General features: G+C 70.7%; 14 protein-coding genes, 1 pseudogene and 1 riboswitch. Of the genes and pseudogenes, 12 read left to right on the plus strand and 3 right to left on the minus strand.

Annotation, left to right across the window (positions count from 1 at the left end; all coding sequences use genetic code 11):
• Positions 1 to 379 (plus strand): annotated as a pseudogene (locus tag GT007_RS20210) (hypothetical protein); the annotation flags it as partial.
• Positions 380 to 700: 321 nt separating this feature from the next.
• Here the strand turns inward: GT007_RS20210 and ypfJ are convergent.
• Entirely contained in the window at positions 701 to 1,558 is an 858-nt protein-coding gene (ypfJ, locus tag GT007_RS20215) for a KPN_02809 family neutral zinc metallopeptidase (RefSeq protein ID WP_160123481.1), read from the minus strand.
• A gap of 133 nt (positions 1,559 to 1,691) precedes the next feature.
• On the minus strand, positions 1,692 to 3,269 hold the full coding sequence (locus tag GT007_RS20220; protein ID WP_160123482.1) for an ABC transporter substrate-binding protein: 1,578 nt from the start codon (positions 3,267 to 3,269) through the stop codon (positions 1,692 to 1,694).
• Positions 3,270 to 3,371: 102 nt separating this feature from the next.
• Here GT007_RS20220 and GT007_RS20225 point away from each other — a divergent pair, with 102 nt between their 5' ends.
• The 6 genes from GT007_RS20225 to GT007_RS20250 all read left to right on the plus strand — a co-directional run bounded on the left by GT007_RS20225 (position 3,372) and on the right by GT007_RS20250 (position 10,388).
• Positions 3,372 to 3,821: a DNA polymerase III subunit chi gene (locus GT007_RS20225; protein ID WP_160123483.1), complete on the plus strand. Its 450-nt coding sequence runs from the start codon at positions 3,372 to 3,374 to the stop codon at positions 3,819 to 3,821.
• A gap of 66 nt (positions 3,822 to 3,887) precedes the next feature.
• Entirely contained in the window at positions 3,888 to 5,177 is a 1,290-nt protein-coding gene (locus tag GT007_RS20230) for a DUF1800 domain-containing protein (RefSeq protein WP_160123484.1), read from the plus strand.
• The gene (locus tag GT007_RS20235) at positions 5,174 to 6,355 is read left to right on the plus strand and encodes a DUF1501 domain-containing protein (RefSeq protein ID WP_160123485.1); all 1,182 of its coding nucleotides are present in this window, start codon (positions 5,174 to 5,176) and stop codon (positions 6,353 to 6,355) included. Before GT007_RS20230 ends, GT007_RS20235 begins: the two co-directional genes overlap by 4 nt.
• Positions 6,356 to 6,445: 90 nt before the next feature.
• Positions 6,446 to 7,588, plus strand: coding sequence for a GNAT family N-acetyltransferase (locus tag GT007_RS20240; RefSeq protein ID WP_160123486.1), 1,143 nt, complete (start codon positions 6,446 to 6,448; stop codon positions 7,586 to 7,588).
• Positions 7,585 to 8,466 (plus strand): DMT family transporter, encoded by an 882-nt coding sequence (locus tag GT007_RS20245; RefSeq protein ID WP_236571781.1) that lies wholly within the window; start codon positions 7,585 to 7,587, stop codon positions 8,464 to 8,466. Before GT007_RS20240 ends, GT007_RS20245 begins: the two co-directional genes overlap by 4 nt.
• Positions 8,463 to 10,388: a DNA/RNA helicase domain-containing protein gene (locus GT007_RS20250; RefSeq protein ID WP_160123487.1), complete on the plus strand. Its 1,926-nt coding sequence runs from the start codon at positions 8,463 to 8,465 to the stop codon at positions 10,386 to 10,388. The genes GT007_RS20245 and GT007_RS20250 overlap by 4 nt, the downstream gene beginning before the upstream one ends.
• Before the next feature lies 1 nt (position 10,389).
• On the opposite strand, the gene GT007_RS20255 is transcribed toward GT007_RS20250, so the two are convergent.
• Entirely contained in the window at positions 10,390 to 11,151 is a 762-nt protein-coding gene (locus GT007_RS20255) for an IclR family transcriptional regulator (RefSeq protein ID WP_160123488.1), read from the minus strand.
• A 148-nt stretch (positions 11,152 to 11,299) separates the two neighbouring features.
• Between GT007_RS20255 and GT007_RS20260 the strand changes: the two genes are divergently transcribed.
• From GT007_RS20260 to GT007_RS20280, 5 genes are all read left to right on the plus strand, one after another.
• Positions 11,300 to 12,274: a Bug family tripartite tricarboxylate transporter substrate binding protein gene (locus tag GT007_RS20260; RefSeq protein WP_160123489.1), complete on the plus strand. Its 975-nt coding sequence runs from the start codon at positions 11,300 to 11,302 to the stop codon at positions 12,272 to 12,274.
• Between the two features lie 157 nt (positions 12,275 to 12,431).
• Positions 12,432 to 14,465, plus strand: a complete 2,034-nt coding sequence (locus GT007_RS20265; protein ID WP_160123490.1) for a hydantoinase/oxoprolinase family protein — start codon at positions 12,432 to 12,434, stop codon at positions 14,463 to 14,465.
• A complete protein-coding gene (locus GT007_RS20270; RefSeq protein ID WP_160123491.1) occupies positions 14,462 to 16,015 on the plus strand; it encodes a hydantoinase B/oxoprolinase family protein in 1,554 nt (517 codons plus the stop codon). The genes GT007_RS20265 and GT007_RS20270 overlap by 4 nt, the downstream gene beginning before the upstream one ends.
• Before the next feature lie 13 nt (positions 16,016 to 16,028).
• On the plus strand, positions 16,029 to 16,862 hold the full coding sequence (locus GT007_RS20275) for a CE1 family esterase (protein WP_160123492.1): 834 nt from the start codon (positions 16,029 to 16,031) through the stop codon (positions 16,860 to 16,862).
• Positions 16,863 to 16,904: 42 nt separating this feature from the next.
• A riboswitch (SAM-I-IV-variant riboswitch) is annotated at positions 16,905 to 17,018 on the plus strand.
• A gap of 54 nt (positions 17,019 to 17,072) precedes the next feature.
• Positions 17,073 to 18,098 (plus strand): threonine aldolase family protein, encoded by a 1,026-nt coding sequence (locus tag GT007_RS20280; RefSeq protein WP_160123493.1) that lies wholly within the window; start codon positions 17,073 to 17,075, stop codon positions 18,096 to 18,098.
• Positions 18,099 to 18,257: the final 159 nt, after the last annotated feature.

The raw sequence follows: 18,257 nt of genomic DNA on the forward strand, positions 1-18,257 counted from the left end.
CGCCGCGCCCCGCCCCGACCGCGGCCCGCGCCCCGAGCGTGGCCCCCGCCGTGAAGGCGACACCCGTGGCCCGCGCCGCGAAGGCCAGGGCGGCCCGCCGCGCGGCGACCGTCCTCAGGGTGACCGCCCGCAAGGCGATCGTCCGCAAGGTGAGCGCCCCCGTGGGGATCGCCCGCAAGGCGACCGGCCGCGCGGGGACCGCCCCCAGGGTGACCGCCCGCGTGGCGACAGGCCGCAAGGCGACCGCCCGCGCTTCCGCGACGACCGCGAGAAGCGTGGCCCTGGTGGGCCCGAGACGCGCGTGTACCACCAGGACAAGCCCGCCGTGGCCGCGGAGGATAATCCCTTCGCGAAGCTGGCGGCGCTGAAGCTGAAGTAAGGGGCGTCGCCCCCCAAGGGCGTAAAAAGGCCGAGGGGCTCTGCCCCCAAAGGGCACAAAAGACCGAGGGGCTCTGCCCCTCGGGCACCCCGCCAAAGGCCGAAAGGCCCTTGGAACCCATGGGATTGGCGCCTTACCTTGGCAGGTCAGGCGCCTTTTTCATGATAAAATTCAATGAGAAACACCTTCCCAGGACCAGCACCAAACTCCTGGGGTCCAGGGGCCTTTCGGCTCCTGGCGGGGATGCAAGGGGCAGGGCCCCTTGCCGGGGGTCGAGGGGGCGGCGCCCCCTCGGGCTGGGGCGGGGCGGAGCCCTCTCGCTCACAGCCTCCCGTTGAACGTATCGCAGGCCCGGATCTCGCCTTGTTCCAGCCCTTGCCGGAACCAGCGCATGCGTTGTGCCGAGGTGCCGTGCGTGAAGCTTTCCGGCACCACCTGGCCTTGGGTGCGCCGTTGCAGCCGGTCGTCGCCGACCGAGGCCGCGGCATTCAACCCGCTTTCCACGTCGCCGTCTTCCAGGATGCGGTGCACCTGTTGGGTGCGATAGGCCCAGACGCCCGCGAAGCAATCCGCCTGCAATTCCAGCCGCACGGACAGCGCGTTGGAATCGCGTTCGTTCATCGTGCTGCGGGCGGCGTTCACGCGCTGGATGATGCCCAGCTGCTGCTGCACATGGTGCCCCACCTCATGCGCGATGACATAGGCGCGGGCGAAATCCCCCGGCGCGTTCAGCTGGCGCTGCATGGCGGACAGGAAGTCGAGGTCGATGTAAACGCGCTGGTCCTCGGGGCAGTAGAAGGGGCCGATGGTGGCCGTGGCCTGCCCGCAGCCCGAGGATGTCTGGCCCGAGAACAGCACCAGGCGCGGCGGCTGGTAGCGCTGGCCGGCCTGCTGGAACAGGCCGCCCCAGCTTTCCTCGGTGGTGGCCAGCACCTGGGCGACGAAGCGGCGGGTGCCGTCGTCGGCGGCGGGGCCGGCCGGGCGCGCGGGGGCTTCCTGCTGGTTGATCTGGTCGATCAGCCCGCCTTCCTGGAACAGTTCCCGCGGGTCCACGCCCAGCAGCAGGGCGACGACCACGATGGCGATGGTGCCGATGCCCCCGCCGGCGATCACGCCGCCCCTGCCGCCGCCGCCGCGCCGGTCCTCGATGTTGTCGCTTTCGTTGCCGGGCAGGCGCATGACGGGTTCCGCAAGGTTCCTGGGGGAACGCGGGCCGCCCCCCCTTGGTTGCCTTACGCTATACGCCCTGGTGTCCTGCCCGCGAAGTTCGCTGTATCTCCAGCGAACGCAGCGGACAGGCGGGCCCCTGGCATCAGACCGGCTTGAACTCCATCGCGCGGGTGTTTTCCCAGATGCGCGGTGCGTAGGTCACGTGGCTGCGCGTGGCCCAGACATTCACCTGGTGGTGCAGCGGGATGGAGGCGACGTCGCGCATGATGCCGATGCGCGTGGCCTCCTTGTACAGCTCCGCGCGCTGGCCGGGGTCGATGGTGGCGAAGGCGCGTTCCAGGATCGCGTCGGTCTCGGGGTTGGAATAATGGCTGGCGCGCCGCGTCGTACCCCAGCCGCGTTCCGGCATAGGGGTGGCCACCAGGTTGATCAGGGTGGTGTTGGGCTCCGCCGTGTTGGAGGACCAGCCGGTCAGCGCGATGCTGTTCTCGTCGCGCGGGGTGCGCGGGAAGAACACGCTGCTGGGCATGGCGTTCACGGTGGTGCGGATGCCCACGCGCGTCCACATCTGCGCCAGCGCCTGGGCGATCTCGGCATCGTTCACATAGCGGTCGTTGGGCCCGTGCAGGGTGATGGCGAAGCCCTCGCCCACCCCGGCCTCGGTCAGCAGGCGGCGCGCCAGGGCGGGGTCGAAGGCCGGCACCGGGATGGTGGGGTCGAAGCCCATCCCGCCCTCGGGCATCAGCTGGCCGGTGGGTTTGGAAAAGCCCTCCATCAGCTGCCGGGCGATGCCCTCGCGGTTGATGGAATGGGTCATGGCCCGGCGCACCCGCACGTCGCGCATCGGGTTGGGGATGGGGTTGCCGCGCAGGTCCGTCACGAAGGGGCTGCGTTCGCGCCCCACGTCCAGATACAGATAGATCAGCCGCTGGCCGACCTTGGTCTGCACCGTGATGCCGGGCACCTGGCGCATGGCGGCGACATCGCGCGTGGGCACATTGTCGATCGCGTCCACGTCGCCGGCGCGCAGGGCGGCGACCCGGGCGCTGTCGTTCGGGATCATGCGGTAGACCACGCGCGACCAGGGCTCCACGCCGCCCCAATAGGTCGGGCTGGCCTCGAACACCGCGCGGTCGCCGGGGGTGTAGCTGACGAAGCGGTAGGGGCCGGTGCCGACCGCCGCCTTGCCGGAATTGTAGTCGCGCGTCTCCATCCCCTCCCCGTTCTTGCGGCTGACGATGACGAAGGAGCTGAGCAGGCGCGGGATCAGCGGCACCGGGGTTTCGGTGTGGATGCGCAGGGTCAGGGGGTCCATCACCTCCGTGCGGGCGATGGGGCGGATGTACTGGCCCATGCTGGCCGGGCTGTTCGGCACTGCGGGGGCGCGTTGCAAGGTGAACACCACGTCGTCCGCCGTGAAGGGCGTGCCGTCATGCCAGGTGACGTTGGGGCGCAGCTTGATTTCCCACAGGGTGGGCTCCAGCGACTGCCAGCCGGTGGCCAGGCACGGGATGGGGTTGCCGTCCGCGTCGGTGGTGATCAGCGGTTCGAAGATGTGCTGGGTCACCGCGTGGTTGGGCGACAGGTCGTGGTAATGCGGGTCCATCGAGGAAAAGGCGCCGCCGATGCCGATGGTCAGCGTTCGGCCACCTTGGGCCTCGGCCCGTCGGAGGAGGGCGGGGGCAGCCAGCGTGCTGGCGAGCAGGGCGCGTCTTTTCATGGACGGATGGTGACAAGACCGTGGGGCTGCGCGCCACGGAAAAATTGGCGTAAGGGAAGGGGCGGCACCCCGCATTGCCTGTTTCCTGGGCATGGAAGGCTCATGGCGGAGATCGGATTCTATCACCTGACGCGCAGCAGCCCGGAGCAGGCGCTGCCGAAGCTGCTGGGCCGGGTGCTGTCGCTGCCCGCCCGCGCCATGCTGCTGTGCGCGAGTGCGGAGCGCGTGAAGCACCTGGACGATACGCTGTGGCTGAGCCAGGACCCCGACTGGCTGCCGCATGGCACGCCCGCTGGCGGCAACGCCGACCTGCAGCCGATCTGGATCACGACCGAGGACACGCCCGCCCCCAACGGCGCGCGCCACCTGTTCCTGCTCGAAGGTGCCGAGAGCGCGCATCTGGACCAGTACGACCGGGTGTTCGACCTGTTCGACGGCAATGACGAGGCCAGCGTGCAGGCGGCGCGGAACCGTTGGCGCGCGGACAAGGCGGCGGGGCACACGCTGGCCTATTGGCAGCAGGGCCCGAAGGGCTGGGAAAAGAAGGCCTGATCCGGGACCGGAACGGCGCCACAGTTCTTTACCGCTGGCTTCCGAGCGGGGTGCTAGGTTCGGGCCATGGCATCGCGCACCCATATCGCCGCCATCCGTTTTGGTCTGGGCCCTCGGGCGGATGAGGTTCTGCCCGCCGATCCCGAGGGATGGCTGCTGGGCCAGATCCGCCCCACCGCGGCCCCGCCGGGCCCGCCGCTGAGCGAGTGCATGGCCGTGCTGCGCGTGGCCGGCCGGCCGCCGGAGGAGGGTGGTCTGCGCCCCTCTTTGCTGCTGCGGACGGAGGCTCTGGCCAGCGTCGTTGAGGCTGTGACCACCGAGGCGCCCTTCGCGGAACGTCTGGCGCAATTCTGGCTGAACCACTTCACCATCAGCCGCAGGCGTGGCCAGACCACCTCGCTGATCGGCCATTTCCTGCGTGAAGCGATCCACCCCAACATCTTTGGCCGGTTCGAGGACTTGCTGCTGGCGGTGGTGCGGCATCCGGCCATGCTGATCTATCTGGACAATCAGAGCTCGATGGGCGCCAACAGCCCGTCAGGCATGCGCCATCACCGTGGAATGAACGAGAACCTGGCGCGGGAGGTGCTGGAGCTGCACACCCTGTCATCGCGCGGTGGCTACACCCAGGCGGATGTGACGGAATTCGCCAAGGTGCTGACCGGCTGGTCCGTGGGGCGCGGCGGGGCGGAGCCTGATGGCTTCATGTTCCGCCCCGGCAACCATCAGCCGGGCGAGAAGACGCTGCTCGGCCAGCGCATCCCGGAAGGCGAGGGGGGCGGCATCGCAGCCCTGCGCATGCTGGCGCATCAGCCCGCCTGTCACCGTTTCCTGGCGGAAAAGCTGGTGCGGCATTTCGTGGCCGATGTGCCCCCGCCGCGTGCGGTGGCGCGCGTCCAGGCGGCGCTGGAGCGCAGCGGGGGGGATCTGGCCGCCGCCGCCCGCGCGCTGGTGGCCCTGCCGGACGCCTGGGCCCAGCCGCTGTCCAAGCTGCGCAGCCCTTGGGACTATGTCATCGCCGCGCTGCGCGCAGTGGGGGCCGGTATGGCTGCCATCCCTAACGCGGTGGGCGCCATGGAACAGCTCGGCCAGCCGATCTGGGCGGCGCAGATGCCCAATGGCTACCCGGACGACGCTCCCTCCTGGGCGGTGCCGGAACAGCTGATGCGCCGGGTGGACTGGGTGCAGGGTGTGGCCGCCCAGGGCGTGCAGCGAGGGCTGGAGCCGGTGCCCCTGGCCGAGGCCGTGCTGGGCCCGCTGCTGGGTGCCGAAAGCGCCCAGGCCATCCGCCGCGCACCCTCGGCGCGGGATGCGGTGACACTGCTGCTGAGCTGCCCGGAGTTCCAGCGCCGATGAGACACCTTCCCCTCCTGACCCGCCGTGCCACGCTGCTGGGGCTTTCCGGCGCGATGATGTTCGGCCGCGCCCGCATGGCGTTGGCCGATGTGCCGGGGGATGCCCGGCTGGTGGTCGTGATCCTGCGCGGGGCGCTGGATGGGCTGGCGGGCGTGCAGCCCTATGGCGACTCTGCCCTGGCCGGGTTGCGCGGCCCGCTGGCGTTGCCGGAGCCGGGCCGCCAGGGCGGGCTGTTCGATCTGGGCGGCTTCTTTGGTCTGCATCCGGCCATGCCGAAGCTGGCCGCGATCTATGCGGCCAATGAAGCCGTGGTGCTGCATGCCGTGGCCGGCGCCACCCGCAGCCGCAGCCATTTCGACGCGCAGGACAGCCTGGAGAGCGGGACGGATCATCGTATGTCCTCCGGCTGGTTGAACCGCGCGCTGGAGGCGCTGCCGGAGGCGCATCGCGCCCGCACCGGGCTGTCGCTGGGGGTGGAGGTGCCGCTGCTGCTGCGTGGGCCGGTGCCGGTGGGCGCCCATGCCATTCCAGGCACCCGTCCGCCCTCGGCGGAGATCCTGGCCACACTGGCACGGTTGAACGCGGCGGACCCGGTGCTGGGCCCGGCCTTCGCGGAGGGGCTGCGCGCGCGCGGTTTCTCGGCCGAGGTGCTGGGTGGCCTGGCGCCGGTACCGGGGGCGGATAACAATTTCGCCGCCCTGGCCGGGGCGGGCGGGCGGCTGTTGGCCGCGCCTGAGGGCCCGCGCGTGGCGGCGATGGAACTGGGCGGCTGGGACACCCATGTATCCCAGGCCAACATGCTGCCGCCGCGCCTGGCGGAGTTGGATGCGGGGCTGGATGCGTTGCGCCAGGGGCTTGGCGAGGCCTGGGCCCGCACGGCGGTGCTGGTGATGACGGAATTCGGCCGCACCGCCCGGGTGAATGGCACCAACGGCACCGACCACGGCACGGGTGGCGTGGCGCTGGTGCTGGGTGGCGCCGTGCGCGGCGGGCGCGTGCTGGCCAACTGGCCCGGCCTGGCGGAGCTGTTCGAGAACCGGGACCTGGCACCGACGCGCGACCTGCGCGCCGTGGCCAAGGCGCTGCTGGGCCAGCATCTGGGCCTGTCGGACGCCGCGGTGGCCAAGGCCTTCCCGGGCAGCGAGGCGGTGGCACCCGAACGGGGGCTGTTGCGATAGCGCGCACCCACGCGCAGGATGGCGCGGTGCCGCCCGATCTTTCCTCCCCGCCGGTGTTGAAACCCTTGATTCCGCGCGCATCTGCCTGAGATGTCAGCGCCCGAATTCACCTTTTCCCTGCACCAGCACATCGGCGATATCCCCCCGGGCGAATGGAATGCGCTGGCGGGCGGCAACCCCTTCGTGCGGCACGAATTCCTGGCGGCGCTGGAGGATAGCGGCAGCGTGGGCAAGCGCACCGGCTGGCTGCCGCAACACGCCGCCCTGCGGGACGCGGCGGGCCGGCTGGTGGCGGTGGCGCCGTGCTATGCCAAGGGCCATTCCTATGGCGAATACGTGTTCGACCATGGCTGGGCCCAGGCCTTCGAGCGCGCGGGCGGGGATTACTATCCGAAATTGCAGGTGGCCTCGCCCTTCAGCCCGGTGCCCGGGCCGCGCCTGCTGGCCGCCCCCGACGTGCCGCACGCCCTGCCGGCCCTGGCCCAGGGGCTGACGGATGCGATGGAGCAGCTCGGCTGTTCCTCGGTCCATGTCACCTTCTGCACGGAGGCCGAACAGGCGGTGCTGGCGCAGCAGGGGTGGCTGGCGCGGATCGGCACGCAATTCCATTGGGCCAATCCGGGCTATGCCAGCTTCGATGACGCGCTGGCCCCCATGGCCAGCCGCAAGCGCAAGCAGATCAAGCGCGAGCGGCGGGATGCGCAATCGGCCGGGCTGGAATTCCGCACGCTGCGCGGGGCGGAGATCACGCCCGCGCTGTGGAAGGCCTTTCACGGCTTCTATCGCGCGACGGTCGATAAGCGCTGGGGCACGGCCTATATCCAGCCCGGCTTCTGGCCGCTGCTGGGTGAGCGCCTGGGCGATGCCGTGGTGCTGATGGTGGCGTTCCGCGGCACGGAGCCGGTGGCCGCCGCGCTGAACTTGCTGGGGCCGGACGCGCTGCATGGCCGCAACTGGGGTGCCAAGGAAGAAATTCCCTTCCTGCATTTCGAGCTGTGTTATTACCAGGCCATGGATTTCGCCATCGCGCACCAGGTGCCGCGCGTGGAGGCCGGCGCGCAGGGCGAGCACAAGATCCAGCGCGGCTATCTGCCGGTCGAGACCTATTCCGCCCATGCCATCGCCCACCCCGGCCTGCGTCGCGCAGTGGCGCAGTTCCTGGAGCAGGAGCGCCCGGTCATCCGCGCGCATATGTGCGAGCTGGCCACCCTGTCGCCCTTCAAGGCCGAGTGACCGCCTATCTGCAACTGGCGCTGGCCATGGCGCTGGTGGGCGCCAATGTGGGCGTGGCGAAGATCCTCAGCGAGGCCTTGCCGATCGCGCTGATCGCGCATCTGCGCTGCGTGCTGGCCTTTGTGGTGCTGTGGCCGCTGGCGCGCGGGATCGAGGGGCTGCCGCGCCTGCCGCGCGCCGTGATGGGCAATTTGTTCTGGCAGGCGGTGTTCGGCACGGCGCTGTACAATGCCGGGCTGCTGGCCGGGCTGCGCCTGACCAGCGCGCTGGAGGGCGGGCTGGTGCTGGCGACCATCCCGGCGGTGGTGGCGCTGGGCAGTTTCCTGTGGCTGCGCGAGAGGTTGAGCGCGCGGCAATGGATCGCGGCGGGGCTGGCGGGCCTCGGCATGGCCGCGATCACGCTGGCGCGGCTGGGCGGAGCAGGGGGCGCGGGCAGCGCGCTGGGCAATGCGCTGATCTTCTGCGGCGTGGTGGGAGAGGCGGTGTACGTGCTGCTGGCCAAGCGCGTGGCCGGGCAGGCGGGGGTGTATACGGCCAGTTTCTGGATGCAGGTGTTCTCGGCGGCGGTGCTGCTGCCGTTCGCCCTGCCGGATTACGGGGCGGTGGCGCGGCTGATGGAACCGCGGCTGGGCGGGCTGCTGGTGTTCCATAGCCTGACGGCCAGCGTGGCGTGCCTGGTGCTGTGGTACCGGGGGTTGCGGCGGGTGCCGGCCGGGGTGGCGGGGGTGTTCACCGCGCTGCTGCCCGCGAGTGCCGCGGTGACGGCGGTGGCGGTGCTGGGGGAGCGGTTTTCCAGCGTGCATGTGGTGGGGTTCGGGTTGATGGGGGTGAGCGTGCTGTTGGCGACCTGGCCGCGGCGGGGGGCGGGGCGCGCGTGAGGGCCTGGTTCGCCTGCACCGGCGCGGAATTGTTGGCGCGCGATCCGGCGGATGTGGTGGGGCGGTTGGCCTCGGCGCAGCAGGGGCGGGGGTTTTCGGGTTCGCCGGAGCAGGAGGCCGCCTGGCGCTCGCAGGTCGTCACCCTCTGCGCCGCGCTGGCCCAGCATGACTGCGCCGATTGGCACATCGCGCTGGAATACGATCTGCTGCGGCTGGAAAAGCGCATCGACGCGGTGATCCTGACCGACCGCGCCATCCTCTGCCTGGAATTCAAACTCAACGACCGCAGCCCCGCCGCCCTGGCCGAGGCCGAGGATTACGCGCTGGACCTGCGCGACTTCCATGCCGGCAGCCGCACGCACCCCATCGTGCCCATCCTGGTCACGGGCGGTGCGCCCTTTCCGCTGCCACAGCCCAGCCTGCTGCTGGATGCGGTGTGGCAGCCCATTCCCTGCATCCCGGCGCAGCTGGCCGACACCATTGCCCATATCCAGCGCCAGGCCCTGCCGAAGCCGCTGGATGGCGCGGCCTGGCTCGCCGCCCCCTATCGCCCCGTGCCGCAGATCATTGAGGCAGCGACGATGCTGTTCGCCCGCCATGGCGTGGCCGAGATCGCCGCCGCCGGCGCCGACCGCGCCAGCCTGACGCGCACCAGCCAGGCTATTGCGGACGGCATCGAGGCCGCGCGCCAGTCGGGCGAGCGGGTGGTGATCTTCGTCACCGGCGTACCGGGTGCGGGCAAGACGCTGTGCGGGCTGAACACGGTGTTCGGCGCGGCGCGTGCCGATGGCGCGGCCTTCCTGACCGGCAATATGCCCCTGGTCGCCGTGCTGCGCGCGGCGCTGGCACAGGACGCGATCGGCCGCGAGAAACTCCCCCGCGCCGAGGCCGAGCGCCGTGTGAAAACCGCGCTGCAGAACGTTCATCGCTTTCTGGAGGATGGTGCCGGCGGCACAGGCTTTCCGCCCGAGCGCGTCATCGTGTTCGACGAGGCGCAGCGCGCCTGGGACGAGGCCAAGGCCATCCGCGGCAGCCAGAACCGCCCCTCACGCCTCAGCATGAGTGAGCCGGCCCATTGCCTGGAGATCATGTCCCGCCGCCCCGGCTGGGCGGTGGTGGTGGCGCTGATCGGCCAGGGGCAGGAGATCAACACCGGTGAGGCCGGGGTGCAGGAATGGGGCCAAGTGATCCCGCGCTTCGGTTGGCGGGCATTGGCAGCGCCCGGCGCGCTGCCCTCCGCACCCTGGCTGCGGGAAAACCCGGATCTGGCGCTGACCATCCCCATCCGCTCCCTGCGCAGCGAGGCGACGGCCGCCTGGGTGGATGCCGTGCTGCGCGGCGAGGCCGCCGAGGCCCGGGCGATGGGCGAGCAGCCCTTCTTCCTGACCCGCAGCCTGGACGCGATGCGCCACAGCCTGCGCGCCGCCGCCAGGGGCACGCGGCGGGCGGGGCTGCTGCGCAGCTCCGGCGCGAAGCGCCTGCGGGCAGAGGGGCTGGCCGCCGAAGTCTCCGCCGATGAGGTGCCGAACTGGTTCCTGATGCGCTGGCCGGATGTCCGGGCGTCGGACGCGCTGGAGGCCGCAGCCACCGAATATGCCTGTCAGGGGCTGGAACTGGATCTGGCCGGGCTGGCCTGGGGTGGGGATTTTCTCCGCACGCGGGGCGCATGGGCGGCCCGCCGCTTCATCGGCACCGCCTGGCAGGCCGACCGCAAGGAATTCCACTTCGTCCGCAACACCTATCGCGTGCTGCTGACCCGCGCCCGGGCCGAGACCATCATCTGGGTGCCACCCGGAGACCCCGCCGACCCCACGCGCCCACCCGCCGAGATGGACGCGATCGCCGATTTCCTGGCGGCCTGCGGTGCCCGCCCGTTGCAGCCCGCCGCGCACGCCCCCCAACCGGTGCCGGCCCTGCTGTAACCTACCCCTCCCCCCCGATCGCCTGCGACACCGCCCGCGCCGCCGCCCGCACCGTCTCCGTCGCTTCCTCCACCGACTGCCCCGGCGCCGCCGCCGGAATCCACGCGATGGAGATCGCCGCCACCGTCACCCCGGCCGCATCCTTCACCGGCGCGCCGATGCTGGTCACGCCCGGCAGGTTCTCGCCTTCGATCATCGCATAGCCTTGGGCGCGGATGCCCGGCAGCTGCGCCACCACCGCCGCCGGGTCGGTCAGGGTATACGGCGTCACGGGGTGCAGCGGGCCCGGGCCCAGCAGGGCCAGCGCCGCCTCGTCGCTCAAGCCCGCCAGCAGGCATTTGCCCATGGCCGTGGAATGCAGCCAGCCCAGATCCCCGGGCGCGGAGCGGATGCCGATCGGCCCGTTCGATTGCAGCGTGACCATGTACAGCGCGCGGTCCCCGCGCAGCGCGCCCAGATAGGAATTCAGCCCCCGCGCCGCCATGGGCGCGAAGGCGCGGGCCGCGGCCTCCGTCATGCGGTCGCGCACGTCCAGCCTCGCCGCGATGGCCATCAGCTTCGGCCCCAGCCGATAGCGGCGGCTGGCCTGTTCCTGTTCCAGCCAGCCCTCATGCGCCATGGTGTTGATCAGGCGCTGCGCGATGGCCGGCGCCAGGCCGGACCGCCGCGCCAGGTCCCGCACGCCCAGGGGTGCTGCCTCCGACAATTCGGACAGGATGGTCAGGCCGCGCTGCAGGGACTGGTTCTGGCTGATATCGCTCATGTTGCTATTGTGGACGGATCGGCCGTGGGCGGTGAAGTGTTCCAGTGAGCCATCTGGCCGTTCCATCTCCTCCTCGGGGTGCGTTGCAAAACGTGGAACATTGTTCCATGTTGCCATGCGTGCCGTTCCCGCAGAGGAAAATCAAACGATGACCAGGCCCCCCCTGAAGCGCCGCACCGCGCTTGCCGCCCCATGGGCCATCCCGCTGCTCGCCCTGCCGGGCTTGGCGCACGCCCAGGTTTGGCCCAGCCGCCCCATCCGCCTGATCGTCCCCTTCCCGCCCGGCGGCGGCGTGGACCTGACCGCGCGCCTGCTGGCCGAACCGCTGGGCCATGAGCTGGGCCAGACCGTGGTGGTGGAAAACCGTGGCGGCGCCGGCGGCGTGATCGGGGTGGAGGCGATGTCCCGCACCCCGCCCGATGGCTACACCCTGTCGCTGGACGGCGCGGGCACCATCACCGCCGGGCCGCATCTGCGCCGCCTGCCCTATGATGCGCTGGGCCTCGGCCACATCACCCGGCTGGTGCGCATGCCCTTCATCATGGCCGTGCGGAACACCCTGCCCGCCCAGACCCTGCCGGAGTTCATCGACCTCGCGAAGCGCGGCGGCCTGCGCTACGCCAGCGGCGGCCCCGGCACCAGCCAGCATCTGACCGGCGAGCTGTTCAACCAGATGGCCGGCGTTTCCATCGAACATGTGCCCTATCGCGGCACTGGCCCCGCGCTGAACGACCTCGTGGCCGGCATCGTCGATGTCTATTACGGGGACCCCGCGACGCTGGGCATCGTCAACAACGGCCAGGCGCGGGCGATGGCCGTCACCTCGCCGGAGCGCTGGCCCCTGCTGCCCAACGCGCCCGCGGTGGCGGAGGCCGTGCCCGGCTATGTCAGCGAGAACTGGTACGGGCTGGCCGCCCCCGCCGGCACGCCGGACGCCATCCTGGACCGGCTGAACGCCGCCATCCGCAAGGTGATGGACGACCCCGCGACGAAGCGCCGCTTCGACGAGGCCGGGCTGCACCCGGCGACCATGGAGCGCACCGCCTATCTCGAATTCCTCCGGCAGGACAGCGTGACCTGGGGTCGCGTGGTGACGGCCGGAAATATCCGTATAGGTGATTGATGTTCTTTTTTGGAAAAAAGAACCAAAAAACTTTTGTCAATTTGTGTGGCTCTGGAATTGAAGTGACGCCTTAGCTTCCGGCAAACTCGAAAAGTCTTTTTGCTTCTTTTTCTTCAGAAAAAGAAGGTAATTCTTCAAATTATCAGCGAGACCCCGCATGCGCACCCGCCTGGCCGTCGATATCGGCGGCACCTTCACCGACCTGGTGCTGGAGACCCCCTCCGGCACTCATTCCCACAAGCTGCTGACCAGCCCCGACGCGCCTGAGCGCGCGGTGCTGGAAGGCACGGAACAGCTGCTGGCCAAGGCGGGCGTTTCCCCCGGCGCGGTGGAGCTGGTGCTGCACGGCACCACGCTGGCCACCAACGCCCTGATCGAGCGCAAGGGCGCGCGCACCGCCCTCATCACCACCCAGGGTTTCCGCGACAGCGTGGAAATCGCCTATGAGCACCGCTTCGCGCAGTACGACATCTATATGGAGCGCCCGGCCCCCCTGGTGCCCCGCGCCCTGCGCCTGGAAGTGCCCGAGCGCGTGGCCGCCGACGGCGAGATCCTGCTGCCGATGGACGAGGCCGCGCTGGACGCGATCGCCGAGACCCTGAAGGCGAAGCAGATCGAGGCGGTGGCGATCTGCTTCCTGCACTCCTTCACCAATGACGCGCATGAGCGCCGCGCGGGCGAGATCCTGGCCGCGAAACTGCCGGGCCTGTCCATCTCGCTGTCCTGCGACGTGTGCCCGGAGGTGCGGGAATACGACCGCGCCAGCACCACCATCGCCAATGCCTATGTCCGGCCCTTGATGGACACCTATCTGGCGCGGCTGCAACAGGGCCTCGCCAGCTTCGGCGTGGGCGCGCCGGTGCTGATGATGATGTCCTCCGGCGGGTTGTGCACGGTGGAGGCCGCGCGGCTGTACCCCGTGCGCCTGGTCGAGAGCGGGCCCGCGGGCGGCGCCATCCTGGCGCGCCAGGTAGCGGCCCAGAACGCGCTGGAGAAGGTGCTGGCCTTCGACATGGGCGGCACCACCGCGAAGCTGACCCTGATCGAGAAGGGCCGCTTCCACATGGCCCGCAGCTTCGAGGTGGCGCGCGCCTATCGCTTCGTGCAGGGCAGCGGCCTGCCCATCCGCATCCCCGTGATCGAGCTGGTGGAGATCGGCGCGGGCGGCGGCTCCATCGCGCGGCGCGATGCGCTGGGTCGCATCCAGGTGGGCCCGGACAGTTCCGGCAGCGCCCCCGGCCCCGCCTGCTACGGGCTGGGCGGCGAGGCACCGACCGTGACCGACGCCGACTTGCTGTTGGGGCGCCTGGACCCCGCGCGCTTCGCCGGCGGCCGCATACCCCTGCATGAGGACCGCGCCGCCGCCGCCATGGCCCCGCTGGGCGCCGAGGGCGCGGTGGGCATTGCCGAGATCGTGGACGAGACGATGGCCAGCGCCGCCCGCGTGCACGCGGTGGAGAATGGCGAGGACACGGCCGGGCGCACCATGATCGCCTTCGGCGGTGCCGCGCCCCTGCATGCCGCGCGGCTGGCCCAGAAGCTCGGCATCCATCGCGTGCTGGTGCCGAAGGGTGCCGGGGTGGGTTCGGCCTTCGGCTTCCTGGCGGCGCCGATCGGGTTCGAGGTGGTGCGCACCCGCTACATGCGCCTGGCCGCGCTGGACGCCGCCGTGCTGGACGCCATGTTCACCGAGATGCGCGCGGAGGCCGAGGCGGTGGTCCGCCAGGCCAGCCCCGGCGGCGCCTTGCTGGAAACCCGCACCGCCTTCATGCGCTATCGCGGCCAGGGCCATGAGATCAGCGTGACGGTCGCCCCCGGCTCCACCGCCGAGAGCCTGTATGCCGATTTCGTCGAGGCCTATCGCGGCGTGTTCGGCCGCGCCATCCCGGGCCTGCAGGCGGAGGTGATGACCTGGGCGCTCTCCCTCAGTGAGCCGGTGCCGGAGCCCGAGGTGCTGGCCCCCGTGCCCGCCCTGCCGGCCCCCGCGCCGCTGGCGCTGCGCCCGCTGACGGACCCCGCCGATGGCAGCACCCGTGAGGCCGCCGTGCTGCCCCGCGCCAGCCTGCTGCCCGGCACCCAGGTGACCGGCCCCGCGCTGATCGTCGAGGACGAAACCACCACCGTGGTGCCCGCCGGCTGGGTGGCCGGCATCAACGCCGCGGGCCAGATCCTGCTGGAGTACACGCCATGAACGACATCCGCCTGCAGGTGATGTGGAACCGCCTGCTCTCCGTCGTCGAGGAACAGGGCCGCACCCTGGTCCGCACCGCCTTCTCGACCAGCGCGCGTGAGGCGGGGGATATCTCGGCCGGCGTGTTCGACGTGCAGGGCCGCATGCTGGCCCAGGCCGTGACCGGCACGCCGGGCCATGTGAACAGCATGGCCCGCAGCGTGAAGCACTTCCTGGACCGCATCCCGGCCGAGACGATGAAGCCGGGCGACCACTACTTCACCAACGATCCCTGGATGGGCACGGGGCATCTGTACGATGTCGTCGTCACCTCGCCGGCTTTCCACAAGGGCAAGCTGGTGGGCCTGTTCTCCTGCACCGTGCATGTGGTGGATATCGGCGGCATCGGCATGTCGTCGGATGCCAAGCAGGTGTACCAGGAGGGGCTGCGCCTGCCGATCATGCCCGTCGCCCGCCAGGGCGTGGTGGATGAATGGCTGATGGACCTGGTGCGCGCCAATGTGCGTGAGCCGGTGCAGGTGGAGGGCGACATCTATGCCCTGATGGCCTGCAACGAGACCGGCGAGCGCCGCCTGTCCGACATGCTGGCCGAGAACGGGCTGGACGATCTGGAGATGCTGGGCGAGCACATCATCGAGCGCAGCCGCGCCGCGATGGTGGCCGAGATCGCGAAGCTGCCGCGCGGCAGCTGGACCAGCCACATGCGCATCGACGGCATGGAGGCGCCGATCGACCTGCATGCGAAGCTGACGATCGCGGGCGACCACATCGAGGTGGATTACGACGGCACCTCGGCGCAATCCGCCTTCGGCATCAACTGCCCCTATTGCTACACCGATGCCTACACCGCCTTCGGCATCCGCTGCATCGTGGGGCCGGAGGTGCCGAACAACCATGGCAGCCTGGAGGTGATCCGCGTGAAGGCGCCCGAGGGCAGCATCCTGAACGCGCAATTCCCGGCCGCCGTGAACGCCCGCAGCACCATGGGCCACATGCTGCCGGACGTGGTGTACGGCGCCCTGGACCAAGCCCTGCCGGGCCGCGTGCCGGCCGAGGGCACCAGCAATCTGTGGAACCTGAAGCTGGGCGCGGGCCAGGGGCTGACGGGTCCCACGAAGCAGCCCTTCATGGTGGTGATGTTCCATTCCGGCGGCGCCGGGGCGCGGCCGCACCAGCACGGGCTGGCGGCCACGCCCTTCCCCTCCGGCGTCAAGAACGTGCCGGTGGAGGTGACGGAGACCGTGGCGCCGCTGGTGGTGTGGAAGAAGGCGCTGCGCGATGGCTCCGGCGGGGCCGGGCAGTGGCGCGGCGGCGACGGCCAGGTGATGGAGGTGGCGCACCGCCATGGCGAGGCCTTCGCCATCTTCGCCACCTTCGAGCGCGTGACCTATCCGGCGCGCGGGCGGCATGGCGGCGAGGACGGCGCGCGCGGCGTGGTGCGGCTGGGCAGCGGCACGGCGCTGAAGGCCAAGGGGATGCAGGTGATCCCGGCCGGCGACCGGCTGGTGGTGGAAATGCCGGGCGGCGGCGGCATGGGGAAGGCGGGGTGAGGGCCTTGCCCGCATGAACACCCTGCGTGCCCTGGCCCTGCTGCTGCTGCTCGGTGCCTGCGCGGCACCGCGCCCGCAGGCGCGGGAGGCCGTGGCGCACCGCCTGGGCGACCGCGACTACCTGCTGCTCGACGCCCATCGCGGCACGGCCCCGGCGCCGCTGGTGGTCGTGCTGCATGGCGGCGGCGGCAATGCGGGCATCATGCTGGAGCGCTGGGCGGCCACCGCCCGGGCCGGGGGCTTCATCCTGGCCGCGCCCAACGGCATCGGCCGCCTGCCGCGCCGGGGCACCTGGAACGCCGGCGGCTGCTGCGGAGAGGCCCAGGCCCGGGGCGTGGACGATGTGGGCTTCATCGCCGCCGTGATCGCGGATGCCGCGCGCCAGGCCCCGGTCGATCCGCGCCGGGTCTTCGTCGCCGGGCTGTCCAATGGCGGCATGCTGACGCACCGCGTGGCCATCGCGCTGGGCGGGCGGCTGGCCGGGGCGGCGGTGGTGGCGGGTGCCATGTTCGGCGACGAACCCGTGCCGCGCGCCCCCGTGCCCATGCTGATCATCCATGGCGAGCAGGACCGCTCCGTGGCCTATGGCGGCGGGATCAGCCCGAACCCGCTCGTGGCGCGCGCGCAGACGCGCCCCTTTCTGCCAGTGCGCCAGGCGGTGGAATTCTGGCGCCGGGCCGATGGCTGCGCGGGCGCGCCGATGACCACCAGCCGGGATGGCGTGACGGTCGAAGGCGCGGCGGGCTGCCCGGTGCGCTTCGTCAGCCTGGCACGCGAAGGCCATGGCTGGCCGGAGGGTGCGAGCGCCATGGTCTGGGACTTCTTCCAGGGCCTGCCCGGGCGGTAGGGAACCCCCCTTGCCGCCCCGCCCGCCGCCACGCTACAGCAGCCCCAGCATCCAGAGTTGAGCTGACGCTCAACGCCAACCTGCTCTCCCGGGCAAGGTGGCGTCCTGGCCTTCGGGTCGGGAGATGTGGCCAGACCGGCAACCATCGGGCTCAGCCGCATGTCAGTTCGCCCCGGGGTGCCTGGACACCTGACGTGAAGGGCTGCCGCCATGACCGCACACCAGTTCGCCAGCGACAATTACGCCGGCATCTGCCCCGAGGCCTGGGCCGCGATGGCCGAGGCCAATGCGGGCCATCACCCCGCCTATGGCGACGATGAATGGACGCAGCGGGCCTCTGACGCGTTCCGGGGGCTGTTCGGCACGGATTGCGAGGTGTTCTTCGCCTTCAACGGCACGGCGGCCAATTCCCTGGCGCTGGCGGCGCTGTGCCAAAGCTATCACAGCGTCATCTGCTCCGACGCCGCGCATGTGGAAACCGATGAATGCGGCGCGCCGGAGTTCTTCTCCAACGGGTCGAAGCTGCTGGCCGCGCGTTCGCCGGATGGCAAGCTGACGCCGGAGCTGATCCGCGGCTTCGTCACCGGGCGGGGGGATATCCATTTCCCCAAGCCCCGCGTCGTCACCATCACCCAGCCGACCGAGACGGGGCGGCTGTATAGCCTGGAGGAGATCCGCGCGATCTCCGCCACCTGCCGGGAGCATGGGTTGGCCCTGCACATGGACGGCGCGCGCTTCGCCAATGCCTGCGCCAGCCTGGGGTGCTCGCCCGCCGAGATGAGCTGGCGGGCGGGGGTGGATGTGCTGTGCTTCGGCGGCACCAAGAACGGCATGGCGGTGGGGGAGGCGATCCTGTTCTTCCGGCGGGAGCTGGCGGAGGATTTCGACTATCGCTGCAAGCAGGCGGGGCAGCTGGCGTCCAAGATGCGGTTCCTGGCCGCGCCCTGGGTGCGGATGCTGGAGAGCGGGGCCTGGCTGCGCCACGCGGCCCACGCCAATGCCGCCGCGCGGGATTTCGCGGCGCTGGTGGAGGGCATCCCGGGGGTGGAGCTGATGTTCCCGGTCGAGGCCAATGCCGTGTTCTTGCGCCTGGCGCCCGAGGTGCAGGAACGGCTGCGGGCGAAGGGCTGGCGCTTCTACACTTTCATCGGGGGTGGGGCGCGCTTCATGTTCGCCTGGGATGCGGACCCGGTGCGGACCGCGGCGCTGGCGGCCGACATCCGGGGGGCGGAATAAGAGATTCACGCGGAATGCGTTTTTTCTCGTTCGGAGGGTTTGACAGTGCTGGGGTGTACCCGTAAAAGCCGCCTCACCGAGACGCTGATTGGTTGTTGACATTGGTTGCTGAGGCGACTACTTTCCACGGCCTGCCAGAGTGGCGGACTTCCTGAAAGC

This window comes from Rhodovarius lipocyclicus (assembly GCF_009900765.1).
Classification (GTDB): domain Bacteria; phylum Pseudomonadota; class Alphaproteobacteria; order Acetobacterales; family Acetobacteraceae; genus Rhodovarius; species Rhodovarius lipocyclicus.